We start from the raw sequence: 23,469 nt of genomic DNA, 5'->3' as shown, positions 1-23,469 counted from the left end.
CAGGCAGACTGAGCCGCGTGTCAGCGCTCGCAACCCTCACCCGTCGACTCGGCCACCACCGCTGGTTCGGGTCCGCCGCCCGCCTGCTGGTCCCCGCAGACCGGATCGTCGGCCGGCTCACCCGGGGCCGGGTGGTCGCGCTCGGTGTGCTCCCGTCCCTCGTGATCACCACGACCGGTCGCCGCTCGGGCAAGCCGCGCAGCAATCCGCTGCTCTACGTGGCCGACGGCGACGCGTACGCGGTGATCGGCTCCAACTGGGGGCAGACCCACCAGCCCGGTTGGGCGATGAACCTGCTCGCCGACCCGGCCGCCGAGGTGGACGTGAAGGGTCGCCGGTTCCCGGTGCGGGCCGACCCGGCCACCGGGGCCGAACGGGACCGCCTGTGGCACCTGCTGGTCACCGAGTGGCCGGCGTACCGCACGTACGTCGAGCGGGCCGGCGGCCGGGAGATCCGCATCTTCCGGCTGGTGCCGACCGGGCGCGGCGTGCCGGCCGACCCCCCGTCGGCTGGCTAGGCTGACGCCAGTCGCTTCAGGCGGAGGTTGACCCGTGAGCGCGAGGAGTGAGCCGGTCCTGCGAGCCCCGCAGCCGCGAACAAAGGCTGACCAGTGAGCGCGAGCAGTGAGCGGTCGGGTGTCGACCGGAGCCTCGACGATCGACGGTGGACGGTGGCGGAGCGGGTCGCCGAGGTGGTCCGGCGGCGGTTTCCGGCCGACGTGCTCGCGATCGCGGTCCACGGTCCCCTGGCGCACGGCGACGACGACGGTGGCGGGGACGGTGAGGTGGGGATGCTGGTGGTCACCTACCGGCCGGGCGCCGGGCCGCCGCCGGCGACCCGGCGGGTGGACGGGGTGCTTGTCGATCTGACCGTGGCCGCCGCCGACGACTACCTCGGGCAGGCCCGGGTGCTCTCCCCGTTGTGGCCGCTGACGGCCGACCGGTACGTCACCACCCGGTCCCTCTACGACCCGACGAGCTGGCTGCGGACGTTGCGGGACGAGCATCTCGGCCGGCTCGCCCGGGCCCGGCCGACGGAGTTCAGCACCGCGGCGCGGCAGGCCTGGTACCGGGGTAGCGCGGCGCACTCCCGGGCCGCCCGGTTGGCCGAGTGGTACGAGACGGACCAGGCGTTGCTGATGCTCGGTGAGGCGCGGTTGGCCGCGGCGACCGTGACCGGCCTGCTGGGCCGCACCTACTTCCGTGATCCGGGTGACGCGGTGCGGCGCACGGGGTTGGCCGGCGCGGACATGACGGAGGTCGGCGCGGTGCTGGCGCGGCAGGCCGAGGAGTTGGCGGCGCGTGGCCGCCCGGTCGACGGCACGATCGACGAGCTGCTCACCGGTTGACCGGCGTCACAGCCCGCCCTGCACTCCGATCAGTGAGCCGACCAGGTAGGTGGCGCCGGCCGCGGCGGCGCCCAGCACGAGTTGACGCAGGCCGCTGGTCCACCAGGGTCGGTTGGTGAACCGGGCCACCACGGCACCGGCGGCGAACAGGCCGAGCCCACCCACGGCGAGCGCCAGCCAGAGTTCGGTGGCGCCCAGCAGGTACGGCAGCAGCGGGATCAGCGCCCCCACCGAGAAGAGCAGGAACGAGGAGATCGCCGCCGCCCAGGGGCTCGGCTGGTCGTCGGGGTCGACGCCCAACTCCTCGCGGACGTGCACCCGCAGCGCCTCCTCCGGGTCCCGCCGTACCGCCTCGGCGACCTGGGTGGCGAGGTCGCGGGGCAGGCCCCGGGCTACCCACGCGTCGGCCAGCTCGCGGGCCTCCGCCTCCGGGTGCCGCTCCAGCTCGCGCCGCTCCTTGGCCACCTCGGCGGCGACCTGTTCGTTGGCCGAGCGCACGCTCGTGTACTCGCCGAGCCCCATCGAGATCGCACCGGCCACCAGGCCGGCGGACCCGGTCAGCACGATGCTGCGCGGCGACACGCCACCGCCGCCGACGCCGGCGATGAGGGCGATGTTGGTGACCAGCCCGTCCATCGCGCCGAAGACGGCCGGGCGCAGCCAGCCGCCGGAGACGTCCGCGTGGTGTGCCTCGCGCAGGGCCGCGGGAGTGTCGGTCACGGCAGGGTCAGGATCTCGTGGCCGTCGTCGGTGACGACGATGGTGTGCTCGAACTGGGCGGTCCACCTGCGGTCCTTGGTGACCACCGTCCACCCGTCGTCCCACATGTCGTACTGGTAGGTGCCGAGGGTGATCATCGGCTCGATGGTGAAGGTCATCCCCGGCTCCATGATGTCGGTGGGGCGGGGGCTGTCGTAGTGCGGCACGTAGAGCCCGCTGTGGAAGGTCTCGCCGATCCCGTGGCCGGTGAAGTCGCGGACCACGCCGTAGCCGAACCGCTTGGCGTACGACTCGATGACCCGGCCCACCACGTTGATCTGGCGGCCCGGGGCGACCGCGCGGATGCCGCGCATCATCGCCTCGTGGGTGCGTTCGACGAGCAACCGGGCCTCCTCGCTGACCTCGCCGACGCAGAAGGTGGCGTCGGTGTCACCGTGCACCCCACCGATGTACGCGGTCACGTCGACGTTGATGATGTCGCCGTCGGTCAGGACGGTGGAGTCCGGGATGCCGTGGCAGATGACCTCGTTGACGCTGGTGCAGCAGGACTTGGGGTAGCCCCGGTAGCCGAGCGTCGACGGGTACGCGTCGTGGTCGCAGAGGAACTCGTGCACCAGACGGTCGATCTCGTCGGTGGTCACGCCGGGCTTGCAGTGCTCACCGGCGAGCTGGGTCGCCTGGGCGGCGAGCCGGCTGGCGATCCGCATCTTCTCGATGGTCTCCGGCGTCTGCACGTGCGAGCCGCGCCACTGCTGCGGGCTCTTCTTACCCACGTACTCCGGGCGGGGAATGTGGGCGGGCACCGGTCGCATCGGGGAGAGCGTGCCTGGGGTCAGCGGCGGACGGACGGTCATGCCCCAAGCCTATCGCCGGAGGAGCTGGTGACCCGTGCCACGGCCGGGCAGTCCCGGTTGTTGCCCTGCCAGGTCGGCTGTGCCATGGTGTCTGCGTGGATCAAGGGGGAGCACCACCCGTCTTCTCCGCCAGCGCGGAGATCGACGGAGAGCACCTCCGCGTGGTGGTGACCGGCGAGGTCGACATGGCGACCGCCGACACGATGCTCCAGACCGCCCTGCGCGAGCCCGCCCGTCGGATCACCCTCGACCTGCGCGCCGTGACCTTCTTCGACTCGGCGGCCATCCACGCTCTGGTCCGGCTCGCCCAGCAGTTCTCCGGCACGCTCACCGTGCTGCCGTCCCGGCAGGTCCGCCGGGTGCTGGAGATCTCCGGCCTGGGCGACCAGGGCTGGCTCGACCCGGTCTGAGATCGCCGACGCACCCGGCCGCCGGCACCCCGGCCACCGGGTCCGGGGTCAGCCCTGCAACTGCCGGCGCAGCGTCACCTCGGTGCCCTCGTCGGTACGCCGCACCATCAGGTCACCCAGCGCCTTGATCAGTGACAGGCCGCGCCCCCGGAACCCGGAGTCGGTCGACTCCCGCCACTGCCCGGTGTCGCGCACGGTGGCGATCACCGTCCGGTCCTCGATGGCCACCTCGACGCTGATCACCGCCTCGGCGGGTTGGACGGGGTGCTCGATGGCGTTCGCGGCGGCTTCCGACACCGCCACGGTCAGGTCGAACAGGTCCGTCTCGCCGACGTTGTGCGCCACGAGGAAGTCCTCCAGGCGCTTGCGCAGCACGCTCAGTCGGGTCGGGTCCGCCGGCAGCCGCAACGCGAACCGGTTCAGCTCGGCCGCCTCCAGGGCGAGCACCGCCACGTCGTCGCGGCGCGGCCGCCCGGTGACCCGCTCGACCACCGTGTCGATGAGGTCCGCCACGTGTTCGCCGGGGGTGGCGGCGTCGGCGCGCAGCTGCGCCAGCGCGGCGTCGATACCGAGCTGACGGTCCTCGATCAGCCCGTCGGTGTAGAGCAGCAGCCGGCTGCCAGCGGGCAGCTCCCCCTCGACCGTCCGGTACGTCGTGTCGGGGATGACGCCGACCGGCGGGCCGAGCGCACGGTCGTGCAGGAACGCCACGTCGTCTCCTCGGATCAGCAGGGGGGACGGATGACCGGCGCTGGCGTAGCGCAGCCGGGCGGTACGAGGGCTGAACAGCAGGCAGACCACTGTCGCGAACGAGCGCCCCTCGGTGGACCCGACCAACCGGTTGAGCCGGGTCAGCGACTCACCCGGGTCGAAGCCCTCCAGCAGGTACGCCCGCAGCGCGTTGCGCAGCTGCCCCATCGCCGCGGCGGCCTGGACGCCCTTGCCGACCACGTCGCCGATGACCAGCACCAGGTCGTCTCCGTCGAGCCTCATCGCGTCGTACCAGTCCCCACCGACCTCGACGTCGGCGCTGCCCGGCAGGTACCGGCTCGCGACGACCGCGCCCGGCATCTGGGGCAGCGACCTCGGCAGCAGGCTGTGCTGCAACGTGGCGGCGATGCGGTGTTCGGCCTCGTAGAGCTGGGCGTTCTCCAGCCGCACCCCGACCAGCCGGGCCAGCTGGGTGAGCGCGGCCTCGTCGGCCTGCGCGTCGTCGCCGGCAGCCTGCCAGACCCGCAACTCGCCGAGCTGCTCGCGGGTGGTGCCGGTCAGCGCGGCCACGAAGGACGGGTCGGTGGCGGTGACGCCACCGCCGTCGGCTTCGGCGCGGGCGCCGGCCGCGGTGACCACGACCCGGGCGGCCTCGGCGAGGCTGAGCGCGTGCCGGGCGGCGACGTGCAGCACATCGGTGGTGGAACGGGCGGTGTTGACCGCCACCGCCGCGTCGGCCAGCGCCCGAAGCCGACGGATGATCTGCCCGCGCAGCTGGCCCAGCTCGACGTTGGCGCGGACCCGGGCGATCAGCTCCTGCCCGGAGAACGGCTTGGTCAGGTAGTCGTCGGCGCCCACGGAGAGGCCGGCGACCGCCTCGGCGGAACCGGCGCGGGCGGAGAGCAACACGATCGGCACGTCGCGGGTGCGGGGGTCCGTGCGCAGCGCGCCGACCAGGCCGAACCCGTCCAGCCGGGGCATCATCACGTCGGTGAGCACGAGGTCGAACCCGCCCGCACGGGCCAGCGTCAGGGCGGCCAGACCGTCGCTCGCGGTGACCACCTCCCAGGTCGGGGAGAGCAACCGGGTCACGTGCTCGCGCAGGTCGACGTTGTCGTCGACGACCAGGATCCGGCCGGCCGGGGCCGCGTCGGTCGGCCGGGGGTCGGCCGGCCCGGGCGTGTCCTCGTCGGCCCACAGGGCCGTCTCCGCCACGTACAGCCGGGCCTGCTCGGGCTCGCCCGTGGGCAGGGGGGCGAACGCGGCGACCCGGTCGGCGGGCAGGTGCGCCGATCCGAACGGGACGGTCACCGTGAAGGTGCTGCCCTCGTCGATCTGGCTGGTCACACCGACGTCGCCGCCGTGCATCTCGACCAGTTCCCGGACCAGCGCGAGCCCGATCCCGGTGCCCTCGTGGGTGCGGGCGCGCACCCCGGGCACCCGGTGGAACCGCTCGAAGACGTGCGGCAACTCGGCCGGCACGATGCCCACGCCGGTGTCGGTGACCTCCAGCCGGGCGACGGCGTCGTCGGCCCGGATCCGCACCCGGATCTCGCCGTCGAAGGTGAACTTCACCGCGTTCGACACCAGGTTGAGGACGATCTTCTCCCACATGTCCCGGTCGATGAAGACCGGCGCCGGCAGCGGCGGGCAGTCCACCACCAGGCGCAGCCCGGCGCGCTCGGTGGCCGAGCGGAAGGTGCTGGCCAGCCGGGCGGTGTAGCCGGCCAGGTCGGTGGGCTGGTAGCGGGCGGCCAGCCGACCGGATTCCAGTCGGGAGAAGTCGAGCACGGTGTTGACCAGCTTGAGCAGGCGCAACGCGTTGCGGTGCATCACGACGAGCCGGTCGGTGTAGGCGGCGGGCAGCTCCGGGTCGGCCAGCATGTCCTCCAGCGGGCCGAGCACCAGGGTCAACGGCGTACGGAACTCGTGGCTGACGTTGGCGAAGAAGTTGGTCTTCGCCCGGTCCAGCGCGGCCAGCTCGGCGGCGCGGGCGCGCTCCTGCTCGTACGCCCGCTGGGTGCCCACCGCGCGGGAGATCTGCGCGGCCACCAGGTCGAGGAAGTCGCGGTACTCGTCGCCCAGCGGCAGCTGGCGGGCGACGCCGGCGACCAGCGCGCCGACCGTCTCGTTGGCCGCCTTGACGGGCAGCACGAGCGCCACGTCGGCGGCGTCGGCCGGTGGCTGGGCGAGCAGACCGCTCACGTCGATGGTGGCCGGCGAGCCATCGGCGACCAGCTCGCCGACCGTGTCGGACGGGACATTGACCGCGGCCGGGTCGACGCGGCTGGCGGCGGTCAGGGTGAACCGGCCGGTGGAGTCGGCCAGGTAGATCAGCGCGAACGGCACGTCGGCGGAGTGCCGGGCGAGCACGTCGGCGGCGGTCCGGCCCAGCTCGCCCGCGCTGATCACGTCGGCCAGCTCGGTGCCCAGCTCCGACAACGCCCGCAGCCGGCGTTCGCCCACCACCCGCCCGGTGGTCTCGTTGACGATGCAGTAGACGCCGCTGACCGCGCCGTCGGCACCCCGGATCGGGTCGTACGAGACGTCAAAGTAGGTCTGCTCGACGAAACCGGAGCGGTCCAGCAGGAAGGGGTGGTCCTCGCCGCGGTAGGAGAGCCCGGTGCGCCGGACCCCGTCGAGCAGCGGACCGAGGACGTCCCACGTCTCGGCCCAGTGGTGTCGGGCCGGCTGGCCGAGCACGTGCGGGTGCTTGCTGCCGATGGTCGGCCGGTAGGCGTCGTTGTAGAAGGCGAGCTGGTCGTCGCCCCAGAACATGACGATCTGCGCGCTGGAGGAGAGCATCATGCCGATCGCGTTGGAGAGCGCCGCCGGCCAGCCGGACGGCCCGCCCAGGGGGTGGGTGGACCAGTCGAAGGCGCGGAGTCGCTCACCCAGCTCACCGCCGCCCGCGTACGCGGCGGCGAGCAGCGGGGAGATCTCGTGGACGTCCGCGAAGGAATGCCCCGCATCCGCGCCCCCCTGGGCCGAGCTCATGCAGCCTCCCCCGCTTCGGCCGTACCCCGCAGCCGTTGATCTTCACGCGCCGTGCTCCGACTTGTACCCCGGCGGACCAGCAACGTAACGCATGACGCCCCTTGGACGCTGGTTACCCGTGCCGCACCCGTCGCCGACCCGGCAGCGCGGGGGCGTACGCGGGCCCAGGGAGGCCGCCGGGAGCGCCCTGACCTGTCAGAAGACCGGGAGTCCGTCGATGCTCGCGGCGTTCTTGGTGGCGCGGTAGGTCACCAGATCATCGGCCGTACGGCGCGAGTGTGAGGTAAGCAACAGGTCACGCTCCGCGCGGTAGTCCATCAGCGGCACCGCATAACCGCAGGAGTCGCTGACCCGCTCGACCTCCACCGTGATCACGGCCCGCACGGCGTGCACGTCCGGCGGCGCGGGAAACTCGGCGAGCCGATCCGCGTAGCCCGCCTCGGTCACCGCGACGCTGCTGCCCCTGCCGTGCAGGCGCACGATCTTCGGGGGCCCGTCGAACGCGCAGAACATCAGCGTGATGCGGCCGTTGTCGCGCAGGTGGGCGATGGTCTCCGCGCCGCTGCCGTGGTAGTCCAGGTAGGCCACCCGGTGCGGGCCGAGGATCACGAAGGTGCCCGTCATGCCCTTCGGCGAGACGTTGACGTGCCCCTCGGGCCCGGACGGCGCGGTGGCCACGAAGAAGACCGGCTGGCCCGCGATGAACTCCCGCAGACGACCGTCGATCTCTGGATAGACCCTGCCCATGCGGTGATCCTCCCATCGCGCCCGTCCCCCGCCGGGGCGACCTGCGTCACACCGTCGACGACCCCGCCGCGTCCACGCCCTCGTGGCGGACCCGCACCGGCGGGCCGGACGCTCGCCGGCGGGCGGCCCGGACCAGCGCCGTGATCGGACGCGGGTCCGGCTCGTTCTCCGGATGCCACTGCACCCCGAGCACGAACGGACGGTCCGGGTCCTCAACCGCCTCGATCACGCCGTCCGCCGCCCAGCCGCTGACCGCGAGCCGCCCCGGCGTGGCGACCGCCTGATGGTGGTACGAGTTGACCCGGTCCACCCCGGCCAGCGTCCTCGCCGCCAGACTCCCCGGCGCGAACCGCACCGGATGGGTGCCGTAGACCCCCGGGGCCGGACGGTGCGCCTCCGAACCGACGACGTCGGGTAGGTGCTGGTGCAGGGTGCCCCCGTACGCCACGGCGAGCAGCTGCATTCCCCGACAGACACCCAGCACCGGCAGGTCGGCGGCGAGGGCGGCCGTCAGCAGGGTCAGCTCACCGGCGTCCCGGTCCGGCCGGTCCTCGGTCCGCGGGTGCGGCTGCTGGCCGTACCGCCCGGGACCGACGTCGGCGCCCCCGGCCAGCAGGAGCCCGTCGAGGACCGCCAGCACGTCACCGTCGGAGTCGTCCGGGGGCAGCACCACCGCACGACCACCGGCAGCGGTCACCGCCCGCACGTACGCCTCCGGCACCAGCACCGCCCGCACACCGCGCCACACGGCCCAGTCGGCGGGCTCGACGTACGCGCTGATCCCGATCAGCGGCCGCCTCACCAGACGGCCAGCGTTCGCGACTGCGGGGCTCGCAACATCGGCTCACTCCTCGCGCTCACAGGGGAGTCACGTATGCGCCGGTGATCCCGCCGTCGACCACGAACTGCGCGGCGGTCATGAACGAGGCGTCGTCGCTGGCCAGGAACGCCACCGCGGCGGCGATCTCCTCCGGCTGCCCGAAGCGGCCCATCGGCACGTGCACCAGTCGGCGGGCAGCCCGCTCCGGGTCGGCGGCGAACAACTCCAGCAGCAACGGGGTGGCCACCGGGCCGGGACAGAGCGCGTTGACCCGGATGCCCTCGCGGGCGAACTGCACACCCAGCTCCCGGGTCATCGCCAGCACTCCGCCCTTGCTGGCGGTGTACGCGATCTGCGACGTCGCCGCGCCCATCAGCGCCACGAACGAGGCGGTGTTGATGATCGAGCCCTTGCCCTGGCGGCGCATGTGCGGGATCGCGTACTTGCAGCACAGGTAGACGCTCGTGGTGTTGACCCGGAGCACCCGTTCCCACGCGTCCAGGCCGGTGTCCAGGATGGAGTCGTCGTCCGGCGGGGAGATGCCGGCGTTGTTGAACGCGACGTCCACCCGGCCGTGCCGGTCGGCCACCCCGTCGAACAGGTCGCGGACCGCCGACTCGTCGGCGACGTCGGTGCGGACGAACTCGCCGCCGCACTCCTCGGCGGCCTTCTCGCCGGCCGCCTCGTCGATGTCCACGCAGACCACCCGGGCCCCCTCGGCGGCGAACCGCCGCACGGTGGCCAACCCGATGCCGCTGCCCGCTCCGGTGACCACTGCCACCCGGTCCTGCAATCGACCCTGCACAGGCGTCACTCCTCTGTCGCGATGAACACGTTCTTGACGTCCGTGAAGGCGTGCAGCGCGTCCGGGCCCAGCTCACGGCCGAGCCCGGAGCGCTTCATCCCACCGAACGGGGTCCAGTAGCGCACCGAGGAGTGCGAGTTGACGCTGAGGTTGCCCGCCTCGACGGCGCGAGCCATCCGCAGCGCGCGGCCCACGTCCCGGGTCCAGATCGAGCCGGAGAGGCCGTACTCGGTGTCATTGGCGAGCCGGACCGCGTCGGCCTCGTCGTCGAACGGGAGCACCGACACCACCGGGCCGAAGATCTCCTCCCGCCAGTGCCGGTCGGCCGGCGAGTCGGCCAGCAGCACCGTCGGCGCGTGCCAGAAACCGGGGCCGTCCGGGCGGGAGCCGGTAAAGGCGATAGTCGCCCCGGTCACGTAGCCGGCGACCCGGTCCCGCTGGGCCGCCGAGATCAGCGGACCCATCTCGGCGGTGTCCCGGGACGGGTCCTCGACCCGCACCGCGCGTACCGCCGGTTCGAGCAGTTCCAGGAACCTGTCGTACACCGGGCGTTGGACCAGGATCCGCGACCGTGCGCAGCAGTCCTGGCCGGCGTTGTCGAAGACCGCGCCCGGCGCGGTCGCGGCGGCGCGCTCCAGGTCGGCGTCGGCGAACACGATGTTCGCGCTCTTGCCGCCCAACTCCAGGGTGAGTCGCTTCACCTGGGCGGCGCAGCCGGCCATGATCCGGGTGCCGACCTCGGTGGAGCCGGTGAAGCAGATCTTGCGGACCGCCGGATGGCTGACGAACCGCTCCCCCACCACCGCGCCCTCGCCCGGAATGACGGTGAACACGTCGTCGGGCAGGCCGGCCTCGCGCGCCAGCTCGGCCAGGCGCAGCGCGGTGAGCGGGGTCAGCTCGGCGGGTTTGAGCACCACTGTGTTGCCGGCGGCGAGGGCCGGGGCGAACCCCCAGGCGGCGATGGGCATCGGGAAGTTCCACGGCACGATCACCCCGACCACGCCGAGCGGCTCGTGGAAGGTGACGTCCAGGCCGCCGGGCACGGGGATCTGCCGTCCGGTCAGCCGCTCGGGCGCTCCGGCGTAGTAGTCCAGCACGTCGCGGACGTTGCCGGCCTCCCAGCGGGCGTTGCCGACGGTGTGCCCGGAGTTGCGGACCTCCAACGCGGCCAGCTCGTCCAGGTGCGCGTCGACGACGGCGGCGAACCGCCGCAGCAGCCGGGCCCGGTCCCCCGGCGCGACGACCCGCCACGCCTCGAACGCCGTCGCGGCACGCGCGATCGCCGCGTCCACCTCCGCCACCGAGGCCCCGGAAACCTCCCGAAACCCCTCCCCGCTGGCCGGATCCACCACCACGGTCACGCCGCTACCCCCTACCCCTGCGAAATCTTGCAGGTGCTGCACGAACCACCGACACAACGTGCGAGATCGCGGAGGACGGAGCCTGGGTCAGAGACGCTCGAAGCCACGGGTCAGCTCCCAGTCCGTCACCGCCGCGTCGAAGGCCGCCAGCTCCACCCTCGCCTGGTTGGCGTAGTGGGCGACCACCTCGTCGCCGAACGCCTCCCGGGCCACCGTCGACGCCTCCCAGAGGGCCAGTGCGTCGCGCAACGTGCCGGGGACCCGCTCGGCCTGCGGGTCGTCGTACGCGTTGCCGGTGCACTCCTCGCCCAGCTCCAGCTCCCGCTCGATGCCGTGCAGCGCGCCCGCGACCAACCCGGCGATCGCCAGGTACGGGTTGACGTCGGCCCCCGGCACCCGGTTCTCCACCCGCATGCCCTGCCCGTGCCCCACCACCCGCAGGGCGCAGGTGCGGTTGTCCACCCCCCAGCGCAGTGCCGTCGGGGCGAACGAGCCCGGCTGGTAACGCTTGTAGGAGTTGATGTTCGGGGCGAAGAGCAGGCTGAACTCCCGCATGGTGGCGAGCAGCCCGGCGAGCACCCGCTGCCCGGTCTCCGACAGGTGCGCCGGCCCGTCGCCGAGCATCGCCGAGGCGCCCGTCCGTTCGCGCAGCGAGAAGTGGATGTGGCAGGAGTTGCCCTCCCGCTCGTTCGGCTTGGCCATGAAGGTGATCGCCATGCCCTCCTGGGCGGCGATCTCCTTGGCCCCGTTCTTGTAGATCACGTGGTGGTCGGCGCAGGCCACGGCCTCGTCGTAGCGGAAGGCGATCTCGTGCTGGCCGAGGTTGCACTCGCCCTTGGCGCTCTCCGGCGTCAGCCCGGCGCCGGCCATCTCGGTGCGGATCCGGCGCAGCAGCGGCTCCACCCGGGCGGTGCCGAGCAGCGAGTAGTCCACGTTGTACTGGTTGGCCGGGGTGAGGTCGCGGTAGCCGCGCCGCCAGGCGTCCTCGTACGAGTCGCGGAACAGCACGAACTCCAGCTCGGTGCCGGCGTACGCGGTGAGCCCGTGCTCGGCCAGCCGGTCCAGTTGCCGGCGCAGGATCTGCCGGGGCGAGGCGACCACGTCACCGGAGCCGTCCAGCCAGGTCAGGTCGGCCAGCAGCAGGGCGGAGCCGGGCTGCCAGGGCACCCGACGCAGGGTGGCGAAATCCGGCACCATCGCGAAGTCGCCGTAGCCGCGCTCCCAACTCGACATCGCGTACCCGTCGACGGTGTTCATGTCGACGTCCACGGCGAGCAGGTAGTTGCAGCCCTCGCTGCCGTTGGCCACCACCTGGTCGAGGAAGAACGGCGCGTGGAACCGTTTGCCCTGCAGGCGGCCCTGCATGTCGACGAGGGCCAGCACGACGGTGTCGATCTCGCCCTCGGCGACGGCGACCCGCAGTTGTTCCAGCGTGAGCGGAGCTTTCGTCATTCGCGGGCCTCCATCACCAAGGTCTACTGGCAAACCGGATCACCGTCAATGCCCCCGAGGCCGAGGGCGGCAAACCCGGTGACCGCACCGGCGGGACGGCCGCGATGACCGTCCCGCCGGGCGGGTGTCAGGCCGGGCCGTCGACCGGCGCCGGGTCGGCCGCCGGCGCGGGTTCCTCGACGGTACGCACCGGGCCGGCGAACCACTTCCGGGCCGAGGCGTACCACCAGACCGCGACCACCAGCAGCACCCCGCCCACGGCGAGCGGCGCGTAGTTCACCGCCGACCAGGTGAAGTCGTCGTTGCCGGGCACGCCGGCCGGCACGATCGGCAGCACGAAGTACACGGCGATGACCGCGATCTCGATGACCGCGATCCAGCCGAGCAGCTTGTACTTGCGCCCCAGCGTCCACGGGCCGGGTACGAACCGGTCGCCGAGGCGCAGCCGCAGCGCGATCGGGATGAGGAAGGACAGGTAGAGGCCGATCACCGCGACGGAGACCACCGCGTAGAAGGCGATCGGGATGCCGGTCGAGCTCTCGTAGAGCGCCGGCAGGGTCAGCACCAGGCCGGCGATCGTGGTGCCGATGATCGCGTTGACCGGGGTGCCGTTGCGGTTCACTCTCGACCAGAGCCGCCAACCCGGCACCGCACGGTCCCGACTGAAGGCGTACGCCATCCGGCTCATCGAGGTGATGCAGCTCATCCCGCAGAAGAACTGCCCGATCGTGGAGATGATGATGACGATCTTGAAGAAGACCGGAGTCAGGGCGGACTCGAAGATGGCGCCGGAGAAGCCGCCGGCGGCGTTGACCGCCTCGACGTCGGTGGCCGCGAACAGGAACGCCAGCAGCAGGATCCAACCGCCGACCGCCGAATAGAAGATCGACTGCCAGAGCCCGCGCGCGGCGGCCTGCGAGGCGCCCCGGGTCTCCTCGGAGACGTGCGCGCAGGCGTCGAAGCCGGTGATCGTGTACTGGGTGAGCAGGAAGCCCAGCGGCAGCACGTAGAACCAGAACGTCAGCCCGCCGGTGTCCCCGTCCCCGAAGCCCGAGTTGTTGAACCGCTCGGTGAACACGAACTGGAAGCTCTGGTGATCGTCCGGAACGAACACCAGGATGGCCACCACGACTGCCGCGCCGGCCACGTGCCACCAGACCGAGACGTTCTGGAGTACGTCGATGATCCGGTGCCCGAAGATGTTGATGAGGCCGTGCAGCGCCAAGATGATCACGAAGAGGACGAACGCCTGCCGCAGCGTCCCGGCCCAGCCGTCGAAGAGCGCCGACAGGGTGAGGTTGAGGAAGGTCGCGCAGCCGTAGTCGACCGAGGCGGTGACCGCGACCAGGCCGATGAGGTTCAACCAGCCGGTGAACCAGCCGTGCACCGGGCGGCCCATGGTCGCCGCCCACCAGTAGATTCCGCCCGCCGTCGGGTAGGCCGACACCAGCTCGGCCATGCAGAACCCGATGATCAGGATGAACAGTGAGATCAGCGGCCAGCCCCAGGAGATGGCGACCGGCCCGCCGTTGTTCCACGCCTGGCCGAAGGTGGTGAAGCAGCCGGCCAGGATCGAGATGATGGAGAACGAGATGGCGAAGTTGGAGAAGCCACTCCACTTGCGGCGCAGCTCCTGCTTGTAGCCGAGTTCGGCGAGTCGTCGGGCGTCGTCGTCGATCGGTTGCTCTGCGGTCGGCACGGGCGTCGTGGCCACTGCACACCTCCCTGAGGTGGTTCCGCGAACGAGTGCGCAAAGTGTCGTCCCGCCGATCAAGACAGGTCAATACAGCGCCGGTGGGAATCTCACCGCCGTCCCGGCTAATTGCGTTGCCGCCCGTCCAGCCCGCCCGCATGCTTGACCTCGTGACCAGGCCCGATCGCGACGGGCCACCACCGGGCGCTCGGACCGCCCGGCACCGCGGCGGCGCGGGGCACGCCTCTCTCTCCGTACGGCAACCGCCGTACCCACAAATGCCCCGCGCCGCCCCCTCCGCTCCCGGGTGCGGGGGGTGGGTCAGGTTAGTAGGAGGCCGGTTACCCAGAGGGCGCCGATGGTCAGGCCGGCCAGGAATTCCACCAGCATGGACAGGCCAGCCGCCTTGAGCGCCTGCACGGTGGACGGCCAGGCGAGCCGGTTGCTGCCCAGCCGCAGCCGCTCCGCGGCCCACACTCCCGCGACGAAGCCCAGCAGCAGACCGATGACGGGGATCACGAAGAACCCCACCAGGCCGAGCGCGCCCCCGGCCAGCAGGGACCACGTCGGCACGCCGGTGCGTTTGAGGTTCCTCCCCGGCCACAGGTACTTCACGACGATGCCTCCGACCGCGACCAGTGTCGCGGCGGCGAACACCGCCCAGCCACCCGGGCCGGCACCACCGAAGATCGCCCAGACCAGTACCCCACCCCAGCACAGCGGCAGCGCCGGCAGGCCGGGCACCACCACGCCAGCCAGCCCGGCCAGGATGGCCAGCGCGGCCACCACGGTCACCACCGTCTGCGAGTCGTTCAGGCTCACGCCGTCGCCCGCCGCAGCCGGGCGGTGATCTCCTCGGCCGGCGACGGTGCGCCGAAGTACCGCCCCTGCCCGGTGTCGCAGCGCAGCGCCCGCAGCCGCTCGGCCTGCACCGGGGTCTCCACCGCCTCGGCGGTGACCCACAGCTCCAGCGCGTGCGCCAACCGGACCAACGCGTCGACGATCCGCTCGTCGCGGTGGTCCGCCACCGCGTCCGTCCCGTCGGCGCGGATGCCCTCGACGAACGGGCCGGCCAGCTTCAGGCAGTGGATCGGCAGCCGCCGCAGGTACGCGAGGTTGGAGTACCCGGTGCCGAAGTCGTCGACCGCCAGCCGGATGCCCAGCGCCGCGAGTCGGTGCAGGCTGCGCAGCGGCTCGCCGGCGCTGCCCATCACGGCGCTCTCGGTCAACTCCAGCTGCAACAGCTCCGCCGGCAGGCCGCTGGTGGCCAGCGCGTCCGCCACCGTCGCGACGATCGCCGGGTCGTCGGCCTGCCGGGCGGCCAGGTTGACGCTGACCACCAGCCGGGCCTCGGGGAACTCCCGCCGCCAGCGTTCGGCGTCGTGGCAGGCCCGCCGCAGCACCCACTCGCCGAGCCGGACGATCAGGCCGGTCTCCTCGGCGAGGCCGATGAACCGGTCCGGGCCGATCAGGCCCAGCTCCGGGTGCTCCCAGCGGACCAGCGCCTCCACCGCGAGCATCGTGCCCTCCAGCAGCGACACGATCGGCTGGTAGTGCAGCACGAACTCGCCCCGGTCCAGCGCGGCCGGCAGCCCGGCGACCAGCGCCGACCGGGCGAGGTCGCGGGCGCTGCGCTCCGGGTCGTACACCGCCCACCGGCCGCGGCCGGCCGCCTTGGCCCAGTAGAGCGTCGTGTCGGCGGCCTTCATCAGCTCCGAGGCGGTGGTCTCCGCGGCCGGGCAGTCCACGATGCCCACGCTGGCGGAGACCGCCAACTGCTGGTCGCCGAGATGCACCGGGGCGGCGACGGCGGCAAGCGCGGCCTCCGCCACGGCCACCGCGTCGTCGACGTCGTCGCCGCCGTCGACCAGGATGACGAACTCGTCGCCGCCCATCCGGGCGACCAGGTGGCCGTGGTCGGCCACGCACTCGGCGAGCCGCCTGCCGATCGCCACCAACAGCCGGTCGCCGAGGTCGTGGCCGAGGCTGTCGTTGATCGCCTTGAAGCCGTCCAGGTCGAGGAAGCACACCCCGACCCGTTGACCGGGCCCGGCGGTGTCGAAGACCCGGCCCAGCGTCTCGAAGAACAGGGTCCGGTTGGGCAGCCCGGTCAGCGGGTCGTGCAGCGCCTGGAAACGCAGCCGCTGCTGGAGTTCGTACCGCTCGGTGATGTCCTCGATCATGGCGACGGTGAACCGGGGTCGCCCGTCGTCGTACCGGATCAACGAGACGGCCAGGTCCGTCCAGACGACGCTGCCGTCCTTGCGGTGGTAGCGCTTCTCCACCCGGACCGAGTCCTGCTTGCCCTCGATCAGCTCCTGGTACAGCTCCCACATGCCGGCGGCGTCGTCGGCGTGGAACAGCTGCGCCACGTTCATCTCGCACAGCTCTTCGATCGAGTAGCCGAGCATGTCGGCGAACGCCGTGTTGACGTCGATGATCTGGCCATCCACCCCGGCGATCCCGATCCCGATCGCCGCGCCGGTGAAGACCGCCCGGAACCGCGCCTCACTGTCCCGCAGCGCCTGCTCGACCTCGTCGCGGGCCTGCCAGGCCGAGCGGGCGATGCGCTCCTGCTGGGTGAAGGTGCGGTCGCGCAGCGCGCGGGCGAACCCGGCGGCCAACCCGCCCTGCACCGCCGCGATCCGCTCGCCCAGGTCGGCCGGCCGGTCGCCGGACGCCAGGACCCGATCGGGGAAGTCGTCGCCGAGCGCGCGCAGCGACCACTCCAACGCCCGCGGCTCGGTCAGGTGCGCCTCCACCAGCGCCCGCCCGACCTCCTCGGCGGGACGGGTGCTGAACGGCTCGGCCCGCACCACCTGGGCCAGCCGGACGGTGTGCAGCAGCAGCAGCCGCTCGGTCTCGGCCGCGCTGAGCGGCACGAAACCGATGCGGCGTACGGCGCGGGCCCAGTCGGCGGCGTAGCCCTGGGCGCCGCCCCGGCCGACGTCGACCCCGGTGGGGTCCGGGACGGCGGCCACTGGAATCAGCCGGCGGGCTGGTCGTACCGGGCCACGCCCCCGAAGGCGCCGAACCGCTCGGGGTGCTCATCCACGTCGGCCGGCGAGTCGGGACGCCACAGTGGCATGTGCACCACGCCCGGTTCGAGCACCGTCCAGTCGCCGAAGAAGCCGGTGACCTGCGCGCGGGAGCGCAGGGTGATCTCGGTGGCCGTCCGGGCGGAGAGTCGCTGGGCGTCCAGCATCTCCTGCGGCTGGTCCTCGAAGGTCGAGTGCGAGATGACCAGGAAGCTGCCCGGCGCGGCGGCGGCCCGCAGGGTGGACAGGATCTCCTCGGGACCGTCGGCGTCCGGGATGAAGTGCACCACCCCGGCCAGCAGGATGCCCATCGGTCGACTGAAGTCGATCAGCCCGAGCCGCCGGGTCTCGGCAAGGATGCGCTCCGGCTCGCGCAGGTCGGCGTGGATCACCCCGGTCAGGTCATTGCCGGCGAGCAGCTCACGGCTGTGCGCGACGGCGACCGGGTCGATGTCGACGTAGACCACCCGGGCCTTCGGGTTGGCCGCCTGGGCCACCTCGTGCACGTTGCCCACGGTCGGAATGCCGGAGCCGATGTCGAGGAACTGGTCGATGCCGGCGTCGAGCAGCACCCGGACGGCTCGGCGCAGGAACTCCCGACCGGAGCGCATGGTGGCGGCGAGATTCGGGGTCATGCTGGCGATCTGCTCGGCCAACTGCCGGTCGACCTCGAAGTTGTGCGCCCCGCCCAGGAAGTAGTCGTACACCCGGGCCGCGCTCGGCCTGGTCAGGTCAATCTCGGTCGGCAGTGCGTCCGGCATCGGTGTGCTCCCCAGTTCGTCGCCGCGGCGCGAGGCGGCACCGGCGTCGACGAGCGCGCGCGACCGCCGGCCGACCCCGCGGGTCGTGTGGTGTGGACCACTCTAGGCCGACAACTCCCACGTACGGCAGATCCCTTCACGTAACTTTCCGCGCTCAGGCGGCCGACTCCAGCAGCAGCGAGATGCCCTGCCCGACGCCGATGCACATGGTGGCGAGGGCCCGGCGGCCGCCGCGACGGCGCAGCTCCAGGGCGGCGGTCAGCGCCAGCCGCGCGCCGCTGGCGCCCAGCGGATGCCCGAGCGCGATCGCGCCACCGTTCGGGTTGACGTGCTCGGCGTCGACCGGCAACCCCAACTCGCGCAGCACCGCCACGGACTGCGCGGCGAACGCCTCGTTCAACTCGATGACGTCCACCGCGCCCAGCTCCACGCCGACCCGGTCGAGCAGCTTGCGGGTGGCCGGCACCGGGCCGATTCCCATGATCCGCGGCGGTACGCCTGCCGTCGCCGCGCCGCCGATGCGGGCCAGCGGGGTGAGGCCGTACCGCTGCACCGCCGCTTCACTGGCAACCAGCAGCGCGACCGCGCCGTCGTTGACGCCCGAGGAGTTGCCGGCGGTCACCGTGCCGCCGTCGCGGAACGGGGTGGGCAGCGCGGCCAGCTTCTCCAGCGACGTCTCCCGGGGGTGCTCGTCGACCTCGACCAGTCGGGTCTCCCGGCGACCGGCCGGCACGGACACCGGCACGATCTCCTCGGCGAACCGGCCGTCGGCCTGCGCCTTGGCGGCGCGCTGCTGCGAGCGGTACGCGAAGGCGTCCTGCTCGGCCCGGTCGACGCCGTACTCGGCGGCCACGTTCTCCGCCGTCTCCGGCATCGAGTCGACCCCCCAGCCGTCACGCATCAGCGGGTTGACCAGCCGCCAGCCCAGGGTCGTGTCATACATCTCGGCCGAGCGGGAGTACGCCGAGGTCGCCTTCGGCACGACGAACGGCGCCCGGCTCATGCTCTCCACCCCACCGGCGACCGCCAGGTCCGCCTCGCCGGCCACGATGGACCGGGCGGCGGTGGCGAGGGCGTCCAGGCCGGAGCCGCAGAGCCGGTTGACGGTGCTGCCCGGCACCTCCTCGGGCAGGCCGGCGAGCAGCGCCGCCATCCGGGCCACGTTGCGGTTGTCCTCGCCGGCCTGGTTCGCGCAGCCGAGCACGACGTCGTCGACGCGGGCCCAGTCCACCGACGGGTGCCGGGCGACCAGCTCGCGGATCACGTGTGCGGCCAGGTCGTCGGGGCGGACGCCGGCCAGCGCGCCGGCGTACCGGCCGATGGGGGTACGGACACCGGCCACCAGGTATGCCACGGTCATCGCGAGTCCTTCGGGGGTGGGAAGGGTGGGGGTGCGGGCGTCCACCGGGTCGCGGGGGGACTCCCCAGCCGCCAGGATATCCACGCTCCCAGCGGATAGGTTGGCGGCATGGCCCGGGCCCAGTTCAGCGCAGAGACCAGCCGTGGTGGCGCTTTCGTCCGCCAGCCCAACCGCTTCACCGGTCGGGTCACCCCCCACTCGACCTCCCCGCCGGGTGGCGGCCCGGACGAACAGGACCGCTGGCCACTGGAGGCCGGCCGGTACCGGCTGATCTGGTGCCGCGCGTGCCCGTGGGCGCACCGGGCGAGGATCGTGCGCGGCCTGCTCGGGCTGGACGACGCGATCTCGCTGGGCACCGTCGACCCGATCCGGGACGAGCGGGGCTGGGCGTTCGCCCTCGACCCGGACGGCTTCGACCCGGTCCTCGGTGTCAGCTTCCTCTCCGAGGCGTACCTGGCCACCGACGAGGACTACACCGGCCGGGTGACCGTGCCGGCGCTTGTCGACACGCTGACCGGACGGGTGGTCACCAACGACTACCCGCAGCTCACCCTCGACTTCTCCACCGAGTGGCGGTCGCTGCACGCGCCCGGCGCACCCGACCTGTACCCGGTCGCGCTGCGCCCGGAGATGGACGCGCTGATGGCCGAGATCCACCACGACGTCAACAACGGCGTCTACCGGTGCGGGTTCGCCACCTCGCAGGAGGCGTACGACGAGGCGTTCCGGGCGCTCTTCGCCCGACTGGACGCGCTGTCCGAACGCCTGGCCGGGCAGCGCTACCTGATGGGAGACGCGATCACCGAGGCCGACGTGCGGCTGTTCACCACGCTGGTGCGCTTCGACGCCGCGTACCACGGGCACTTCAAGTGCAACCGCAGCAAGCTGACCGAGATGCCGGTGCTCTGGGCGTACGCCCGGGACCTGTTCCAGACCCCGGGCTTCGGCGAGACGGTGGACTTCGACCACATCAAGCGGCACTACTACGGCACCCACCGGGAGATCAACCCGACCGGCATCGTGCCGCTGGGGCCCGACGAGTCCGGTTGGACGACGCCGCACGGGCGTGGCTGAGCCGGGGCGGGCCGGCACCGCGACGGCACCCGTCGCCCGCGGGGACGTCGCCCGCCGGGTCGCCGGGTCCGCCGCAGCCGGCTGCGCGGTGGCCGGCGCGGTCGCGGTGACGGTCGCGGTCGTCGCCGGTCCCGGTCCCGGTCTCACCGGGTACGTGAGCGAGGCGGGCATCGCTGGCAGCGCGCACGCCGTGACGTACCGGATCGGGGTCCTCGCCCTGGCCGGCGCGTTGCTGCTGATCGCCGCGGCGCTGCCTCCCGGGGTGCGGGTGGCGCCGGCGCTGCTCGCCACCGGCGCGGTGCTCACCGCGGTGTCCGGGGCGGTGACCTGCTCCGCCGGCTGCCCACTGCCGCCGTTCGAGCGCACCACGGTGGCCGACCTGGTGCACGGGGGCGCGAGCATCGCGGCGACGGCGGCGGTGGTCCTCGCCATGATCGCGCTGGCCGTGTCCGGGCCGGCCGGGCCGGTGGTCCGCCGGTTGGCGGCCGGCACGGCCGCGCTCGCCCTGCCGCTGTGCGCGACGGTCGGCCTGGCCATGCTCGTGGTCGGCCGGGGCGCCCTGGTCGGCGTGGTGGAGCGGCTGGTTCTCGGGCTCGCGGTGCTGTGGGGCGTGGCCACCGGCACGGCCCTGGCCCTGGCCCGCCGCGAGCGGGGCTTGTAAGGAGCGTCACGGCCGCCGTTCCTTGCAGATCGCGCTGATCGGCGTACTGTCGGCGAGCGATGACCAATGTCTGGGGCCTCACCGTTCGCCTGTATGTCGATCTCCGACTGCAGGCCAGCGGCATCTGTCCGGCGTAGCCGCCCTCCTCGCGCCTACCCCGACCAGAACAGACAATTGGACACTTCATGCCCTTCGGCCTGCGCAAAATTCCGTTCTCTGTGCAGATCCTGCTCGGCCTCGTGCTCGGCGTCGCGCTCGGCTTCCTGGCCCGCAGCAACGACCTGAGCTGGCTGACCAGCACCCTGCACACCGTCGGCAGCCTCTTCATCCAGCTCCTCAAGCTGGCCGTGCCGCCGCTGGTCTTCACCGCCATCGTGGTCAGCGTGGTCAGCCTGCGCGGCGTGGCCAACGCCGCCCGGCTCGCGCTGAAGACCCTGATGTGGTTCGGCATCACCGCACTGATCGCGGTGAGCATCGGCATCGGCCTCGGCCTGCTCGTCAACCCGGGCCGCGGCGTGAGCCTCGACCTGGGTGGCGCGGCCCCGCCCAAGAACACCGGCTCCTGGACGGACTTCCTCACCGGCATCGTGCCCACCAACCCGGTCGGCGCGTTCGTCGAGGGCAACGTCCTCCAGATCGTCTTCCTCGCCCTCGTGGTGGGTGCCGCGGCCCTGCTGGTCGGCGACGCCGCCGAGCCCTTCGTGGCGCTGAACCGCTCGCTGCTGGAAATCGTGCAGAAGGCCCTGTGGTGGGTCATCCGACTCGCCCCGATCGGCACCCTCGGCCTGATCGGCAACGCCGTCGCCTCGTACGGCTGGGACCTGCTGGCACCCCTCGCGAAGTTCACCACCGCCGTCTACGTCGGCTGCGCCATCGTGCTGTTCGTGGTCTACCCGCTGGTGCTGATCCTCGCCGGCCGGCTCAACCCGCTGCGCTTCTTCGCCGGCGCCTGGCCCGCGATCGAGCTGGCCTTCGTGTCCCGCTCGTCGGTGGGCACCATGCCGGTGACCCAGCGCTCCGTCGAGCGGCTCGGCGTCCCGCGCGAGTACGCCTCGTTCGCGGTGCCGTTCGGCGCCACCACGAAGATGGACGGCTGCGCCGCGATCTACCCGGCCCTCGCCGCGATCTTCGTGGCGCAGGTGTTCGGCGTGCACCTCGGCGTCACCGACTACCTGCTCATCGCGTTCGTCTCGGTGGTCGGCTCGGCGGCCACCGCCGGCCTGACCGGGGCGATCGTCATGCTCACCCTCACCCTGAGCACGCTGGGTCTGCCGCTGGCCGGCGCCGGCCTGCTGCTGGCCATCGACCCGATCCTGGACATGATCCGTACCGCCACCAACGTGGCCGGCCAGGCGCTCGTGCCGACCGTGGTCGCCGCCCGTGAGGGCACCCTCGACCGGGCCGCGTACGAGTCCGCGGGCCGCCGGGATCTCGTCGACCCGGAGCCGGTCGCCGACACCCGGCCCGAGCTCAGCCCCGTCCCTGCCTGACAAGTCACTGCACGGCGACGGGCCCCTCTACCCGGGGTCCGTCGCCGTTTCGGAGAGGATGACCTGATGAGTTCCCTGTTCACTCCCCTGGCCCTGCGCGGGGTCACCCTGCCCAACCGGATCGCCATGGCGCCGATGTGCCAGTACTCGGCCGGACCGGACGGCCTGCCCACCGACTGGCACCTCATCCACCTCGGCAGCCGCGCGGTCGGCGGGGCCGGGCTGGTGCTGACCGAGGCGACCGCCGTACTCCCCGAGGGTCGGATCACCCCGCAGGACACCGGGCTGTGGTCCGACGCGCACGTGGACGCCTGGCGACCGATCACCGAGTTCGTCGCCGCCCACGGCGCCGTGCCGGCCGTCCAGCTCGCGCACGCCGGTTTCAAGGCCTCCACCTACCGGCCGTGGGCGCCGGAGCGCGGCGGAGTGCCGGACGCCGAGGGCGGCTGGACGCCCGTCGCCCCCGGGTCCGAGCCGTTCACGCCCGGCTACCGGACGCCGACCGCCCTCGACGCGGCCGGCATCGCCAGGGTGGTCGAGGCGTTCGCCGTCGGCGCCGAGCGGGCCCTCGCCGCCGGCTTCGCCGCCGTGGAGATCCACGCCGCGCACGGTTACCTGCTCAACGAGTTCCTGTCGCCGCTGACCAACCACCGCACCGACGCGTACGGCGGCGACCGGGCCGCCCGGATGCGGCTCACCCTGGAGGTCGCCCGCGCCGTGCGCGCCGCGGTCGGCGAGAGCGTGCCGGTGCTGACCCGGATCTCCGCCACCGACTGGGTCGAGGGCGGCTGGACGGTCGAGGACAGCGTGGTGCTCGCCGGTGAGCTGGCCGGCGTCGGCGTCGACCTGGTGGACGCCTCCTCCGGCGGCGTCAGCCCGGACCAGCGCATCCCGCTCGGCCCCGGCTACCAGGTGCCGCTGGCCGCCCAGATTCGCCGTGAGGCGGGCGTGCCGACCGGCGCGGTCGGCCTGATCGTCGAGCCGGAGCACGCCGAGCAGATCGTCGCCAACGGCGAGGCCGACCTGGTGCTGCTGGGCCGGGAACTGCTGCGCGACCCGTACTGGCCGCGCCGCGCCGCCGCGAAGCTCGGCGTCGCGTACAGCGGACCCGCCCAGTACGCCCGCGCCTGGTGATTCCCGCCGGTCGGGCGGCTGCCGTTGCCGGC

Annotated in this window: 20 protein-coding genes; 7 read left to right on the top strand and 13 right to left on the bottom strand. The window is 72.7% G+C overall.

What is annotated here, in order from left to right:
• Window positions 1–17: 17 nt before the first annotated feature.
• Both ABZT87_RS03925 and ABZT87_RS03920 read left to right on the top strand, forming a co-directional pair.
• On the top strand, window positions 18–518 hold the full coding sequence (locus ABZT87_RS03925) for a nitroreductase/quinone reductase family protein (protein ID WP_354857637.1): 501 nt from the start codon (window positions 18–20) through the stop codon (window positions 516–518).
• A gap of 93 nt (window positions 519–611) precedes the next feature.
• Window positions 612–1,349 (top strand): nucleotidyltransferase domain-containing protein, encoded by a 738-nt coding sequence (locus tag ABZT87_RS03920; RefSeq protein WP_355133453.1) that lies wholly within the window; start codon window positions 612–614, stop codon window positions 1,347–1,349.
• Window positions 1,350–1,355: 6 nt separating this feature from the next.
• Here ABZT87_RS03920 and ABZT87_RS03915 read toward each other — a convergent pair whose 3' ends face one another.
• Window positions 1,356–2,069, bottom strand: coding sequence for a VIT1/CCC1 transporter family protein (locus ABZT87_RS03915; RefSeq protein ID WP_355133451.1), 714 nt, complete (start codon window positions 2,067–2,069; stop codon window positions 1,356–1,358).
• Window positions 2,066–2,923: a type I methionyl aminopeptidase gene (gene map, locus ABZT87_RS03910; protein WP_355066861.1), complete on the bottom strand. Its 858-nt coding sequence runs from the start codon at window positions 2,921–2,923 to the stop codon at window positions 2,066–2,068. Before map ends, ABZT87_RS03915 begins: the two co-directional genes overlap by 4 nt.
• A gap of 95 nt (window positions 2,924–3,018) precedes the next feature.
• On the opposite strand from map, the gene ABZT87_RS03905 reads away from it, so the two are divergent.
• Window positions 3,019–3,333 (top strand): STAS domain-containing protein, encoded by a 315-nt coding sequence (locus tag ABZT87_RS03905; protein WP_354857627.1) that lies wholly within the window; start codon window positions 3,019–3,021, stop codon window positions 3,331–3,333.
• 48 nt (window positions 3,334–3,381) lie between these two features.
• Here ABZT87_RS03905 and ABZT87_RS03900 read toward each other — a convergent pair whose 3' ends face one another.
• From ABZT87_RS03900 to pcaF, 11 genes are all read right to left on the bottom strand, one after another.
• Entirely contained in the window at window positions 3,382–7,041 is a 3,660-nt protein-coding gene (locus ABZT87_RS03900) for a SpoIIE family protein phosphatase (RefSeq protein WP_355133449.1), read from the bottom strand.
• A gap of 195 nt (window positions 7,042–7,236) precedes the next feature.
• A complete protein-coding gene (locus ABZT87_RS03895; RefSeq protein ID WP_355133447.1) occupies window positions 7,237–7,788 on the bottom strand; it encodes a pyridoxamine 5'-phosphate oxidase family protein in 552 nt (183 codons plus the stop codon).
• Window positions 7,789–7,834: 46 nt separating this feature from the next.
• Window positions 7,835–8,590, bottom strand: coding sequence for a gamma-glutamyl-gamma-aminobutyrate hydrolase family protein (locus tag ABZT87_RS03890; protein WP_355133445.1), 756 nt, complete (start codon window positions 8,588–8,590; stop codon window positions 7,835–7,837).
• 55 nt (window positions 8,591–8,645) lie between these two features.
• A complete protein-coding gene (locus tag ABZT87_RS03885) occupies window positions 8,646–9,413 on the bottom strand; it encodes a 3-oxoacyl-ACP reductase (RefSeq protein ID WP_354857619.1) in 768 nt (255 codons plus the stop codon).
• A 5-nt stretch (window positions 9,414–9,418) separates the two neighbouring features.
• The gene (locus tag ABZT87_RS03880) at window positions 9,419–10,774 is read right to left on the bottom strand and encodes an aldehyde dehydrogenase family protein (protein ID WP_355133443.1); all 1,356 of its coding nucleotides are present in this window, start codon (window positions 10,772–10,774) and stop codon (window positions 9,419–9,421) included.
• Window positions 10,775–10,861: 87 nt separating this feature from the next.
• Complete coding sequence (locus ABZT87_RS03875; protein WP_355133441.1) at window positions 10,862–12,226, bottom strand: glutamine synthetase family protein; 1,365 nt, start codon at window positions 12,224–12,226, stop codon at window positions 10,862–10,864.
• A gap of 127 nt (window positions 12,227–12,353) precedes the next feature.
• A complete protein-coding gene (locus ABZT87_RS03870; protein ID WP_355133439.1) occupies window positions 12,354–13,940 on the bottom strand; it encodes an amino acid permease in 1,587 nt (528 codons plus the stop codon).
• 300 nt (window positions 13,941–14,240) lie between these two features.
• Window positions 14,241–14,741, bottom strand: a complete 501-nt coding sequence (locus ABZT87_RS03865) for a DUF456 domain-containing protein (RefSeq protein WP_355133437.1) — start codon at window positions 14,739–14,741, stop codon at window positions 14,241–14,243.
• Window positions 14,738–16,900, bottom strand: coding sequence for an EAL domain-containing protein (locus ABZT87_RS03860; protein WP_355133435.1), 2,163 nt, complete (start codon window positions 16,898–16,900; stop codon window positions 14,738–14,740). The genes ABZT87_RS03865 and ABZT87_RS03860 overlap by 4 nt, the downstream gene beginning before the upstream one ends.
• A gap of 5 nt (window positions 16,901–16,905) precedes the next feature.
• Window positions 16,906–17,718, bottom strand: a complete 813-nt coding sequence (locus ABZT87_RS03855) for an SAM-dependent methyltransferase (RefSeq protein WP_234584262.1) — start codon at window positions 17,716–17,718, stop codon at window positions 16,906–16,908.
• Window positions 17,719–17,872: 154 nt separating this feature from the next.
• Window positions 17,873–19,078 (bottom strand): 3-oxoadipyl-CoA thiolase, encoded by a 1,206-nt coding sequence (gene pcaF, locus ABZT87_RS03850; RefSeq protein ID WP_355133433.1) that lies wholly within the window; start codon window positions 19,076–19,078, stop codon window positions 17,873–17,875.
• A 108-nt stretch (window positions 19,079–19,186) separates the two neighbouring features.
• Between pcaF and ABZT87_RS03845 the strand changes: the two genes are divergently transcribed.
• From ABZT87_RS03845 to ABZT87_RS03830, 4 genes are all read left to right on the top strand, one after another.
• Entirely contained in the window at window positions 19,187–20,152 is a 966-nt protein-coding gene (locus ABZT87_RS03845; protein WP_355133431.1) for a glutathione S-transferase C-terminal domain-containing protein, read from the top strand.
• The gene (locus ABZT87_RS03840) at window positions 20,145–20,813 is read left to right on the top strand and encodes a DUF998 domain-containing protein (RefSeq protein WP_354857598.1); all 669 of its coding nucleotides are present in this window, start codon (window positions 20,145–20,147) and stop codon (window positions 20,811–20,813) included. The genes ABZT87_RS03845 and ABZT87_RS03840 overlap by 8 nt, the downstream gene beginning before the upstream one ends.
• Window positions 20,814–21,010: 197 nt before the next feature.
• Window positions 21,011–22,303, top strand: coding sequence for a dicarboxylate/amino acid:cation symporter (locus ABZT87_RS03835; protein WP_355133692.1), 1,293 nt, complete (start codon window positions 21,011–21,013; stop codon window positions 22,301–22,303).
• 66 nt (window positions 22,304–22,369) lie between these two features.
• On the top strand, window positions 22,370–23,437 hold the full coding sequence (locus tag ABZT87_RS03830) for an NADH:flavin oxidoreductase/NADH oxidase (protein ID WP_355133429.1): 1,068 nt from the start codon (window positions 22,370–22,372) through the stop codon (window positions 23,435–23,437).
• Window positions 23,438–23,469: the final 32 nt, after the last annotated feature.

The sequence above is a fragment of the Micromonospora sp. NPDC005237 genome (assembly GCF_040607775.1).
GTDB lineage: Bacteria > Actinomycetota > Actinomycetes > Mycobacteriales > Micromonosporaceae > Micromonospora.
This window is presented reverse-complemented; position numbering and strand designations above follow the sequence as displayed.

Excerpts from the sequence above, each read along its gene's own strand:
- map (WP_355066861.1), bottom strand. The coding sequence starts at position 2,923 with ATGACCGTCCGTCCGCCGCTGACCCCAGGCACGCTCTCCCCGATGCGA.
- ABZT87_RS03900 (WP_355133449.1), bottom strand. The coding sequence starts at position 7,041 with ATGAGCTCGGCCCAGGGGGGCGCGGATGCGGGGCATTCCTTCGCGGAC.
- ABZT87_RS03895 (WP_355133447.1), bottom strand. The coding sequence starts at position 7,788 with ATGGGCAGGGTCTATCCAGAGATCGACGGTCGTCTGCGGGAGTTCATC.
- ABZT87_RS03875 (WP_355133441.1), bottom strand. The coding sequence starts at position 12,226 with ATGACGAAAGCTCCGCTCACGCTGGAACAACTGCGGGTCGCCGTCGCC.
- ABZT87_RS03855 (WP_234584262.1), bottom strand. The coding sequence starts at position 17,718 with ATGCCGGACGCACTGCCGACCGAGATTGACCTGACCAGGCCGAGCGCG.
- pcaF (WP_355133433.1), bottom strand. The coding sequence starts at position 19,078 with ATGACCGTGGCATACCTGGTGGCCGGTGTCCGTACCCCCATCGGCCGG.
- ABZT87_RS03845 (WP_355133431.1), top strand. The coding sequence starts at position 19,187 with ATGGCCCGGGCCCAGTTCAGCGCAGAGACCAGCCGTGGTGGCGCTTTC.
- ABZT87_RS03830 (WP_355133429.1), top strand. The coding sequence starts at position 22,370 with ATGAGTTCCCTGTTCACTCCCCTGGCCCTGCGCGGGGTCACCCTGCCC.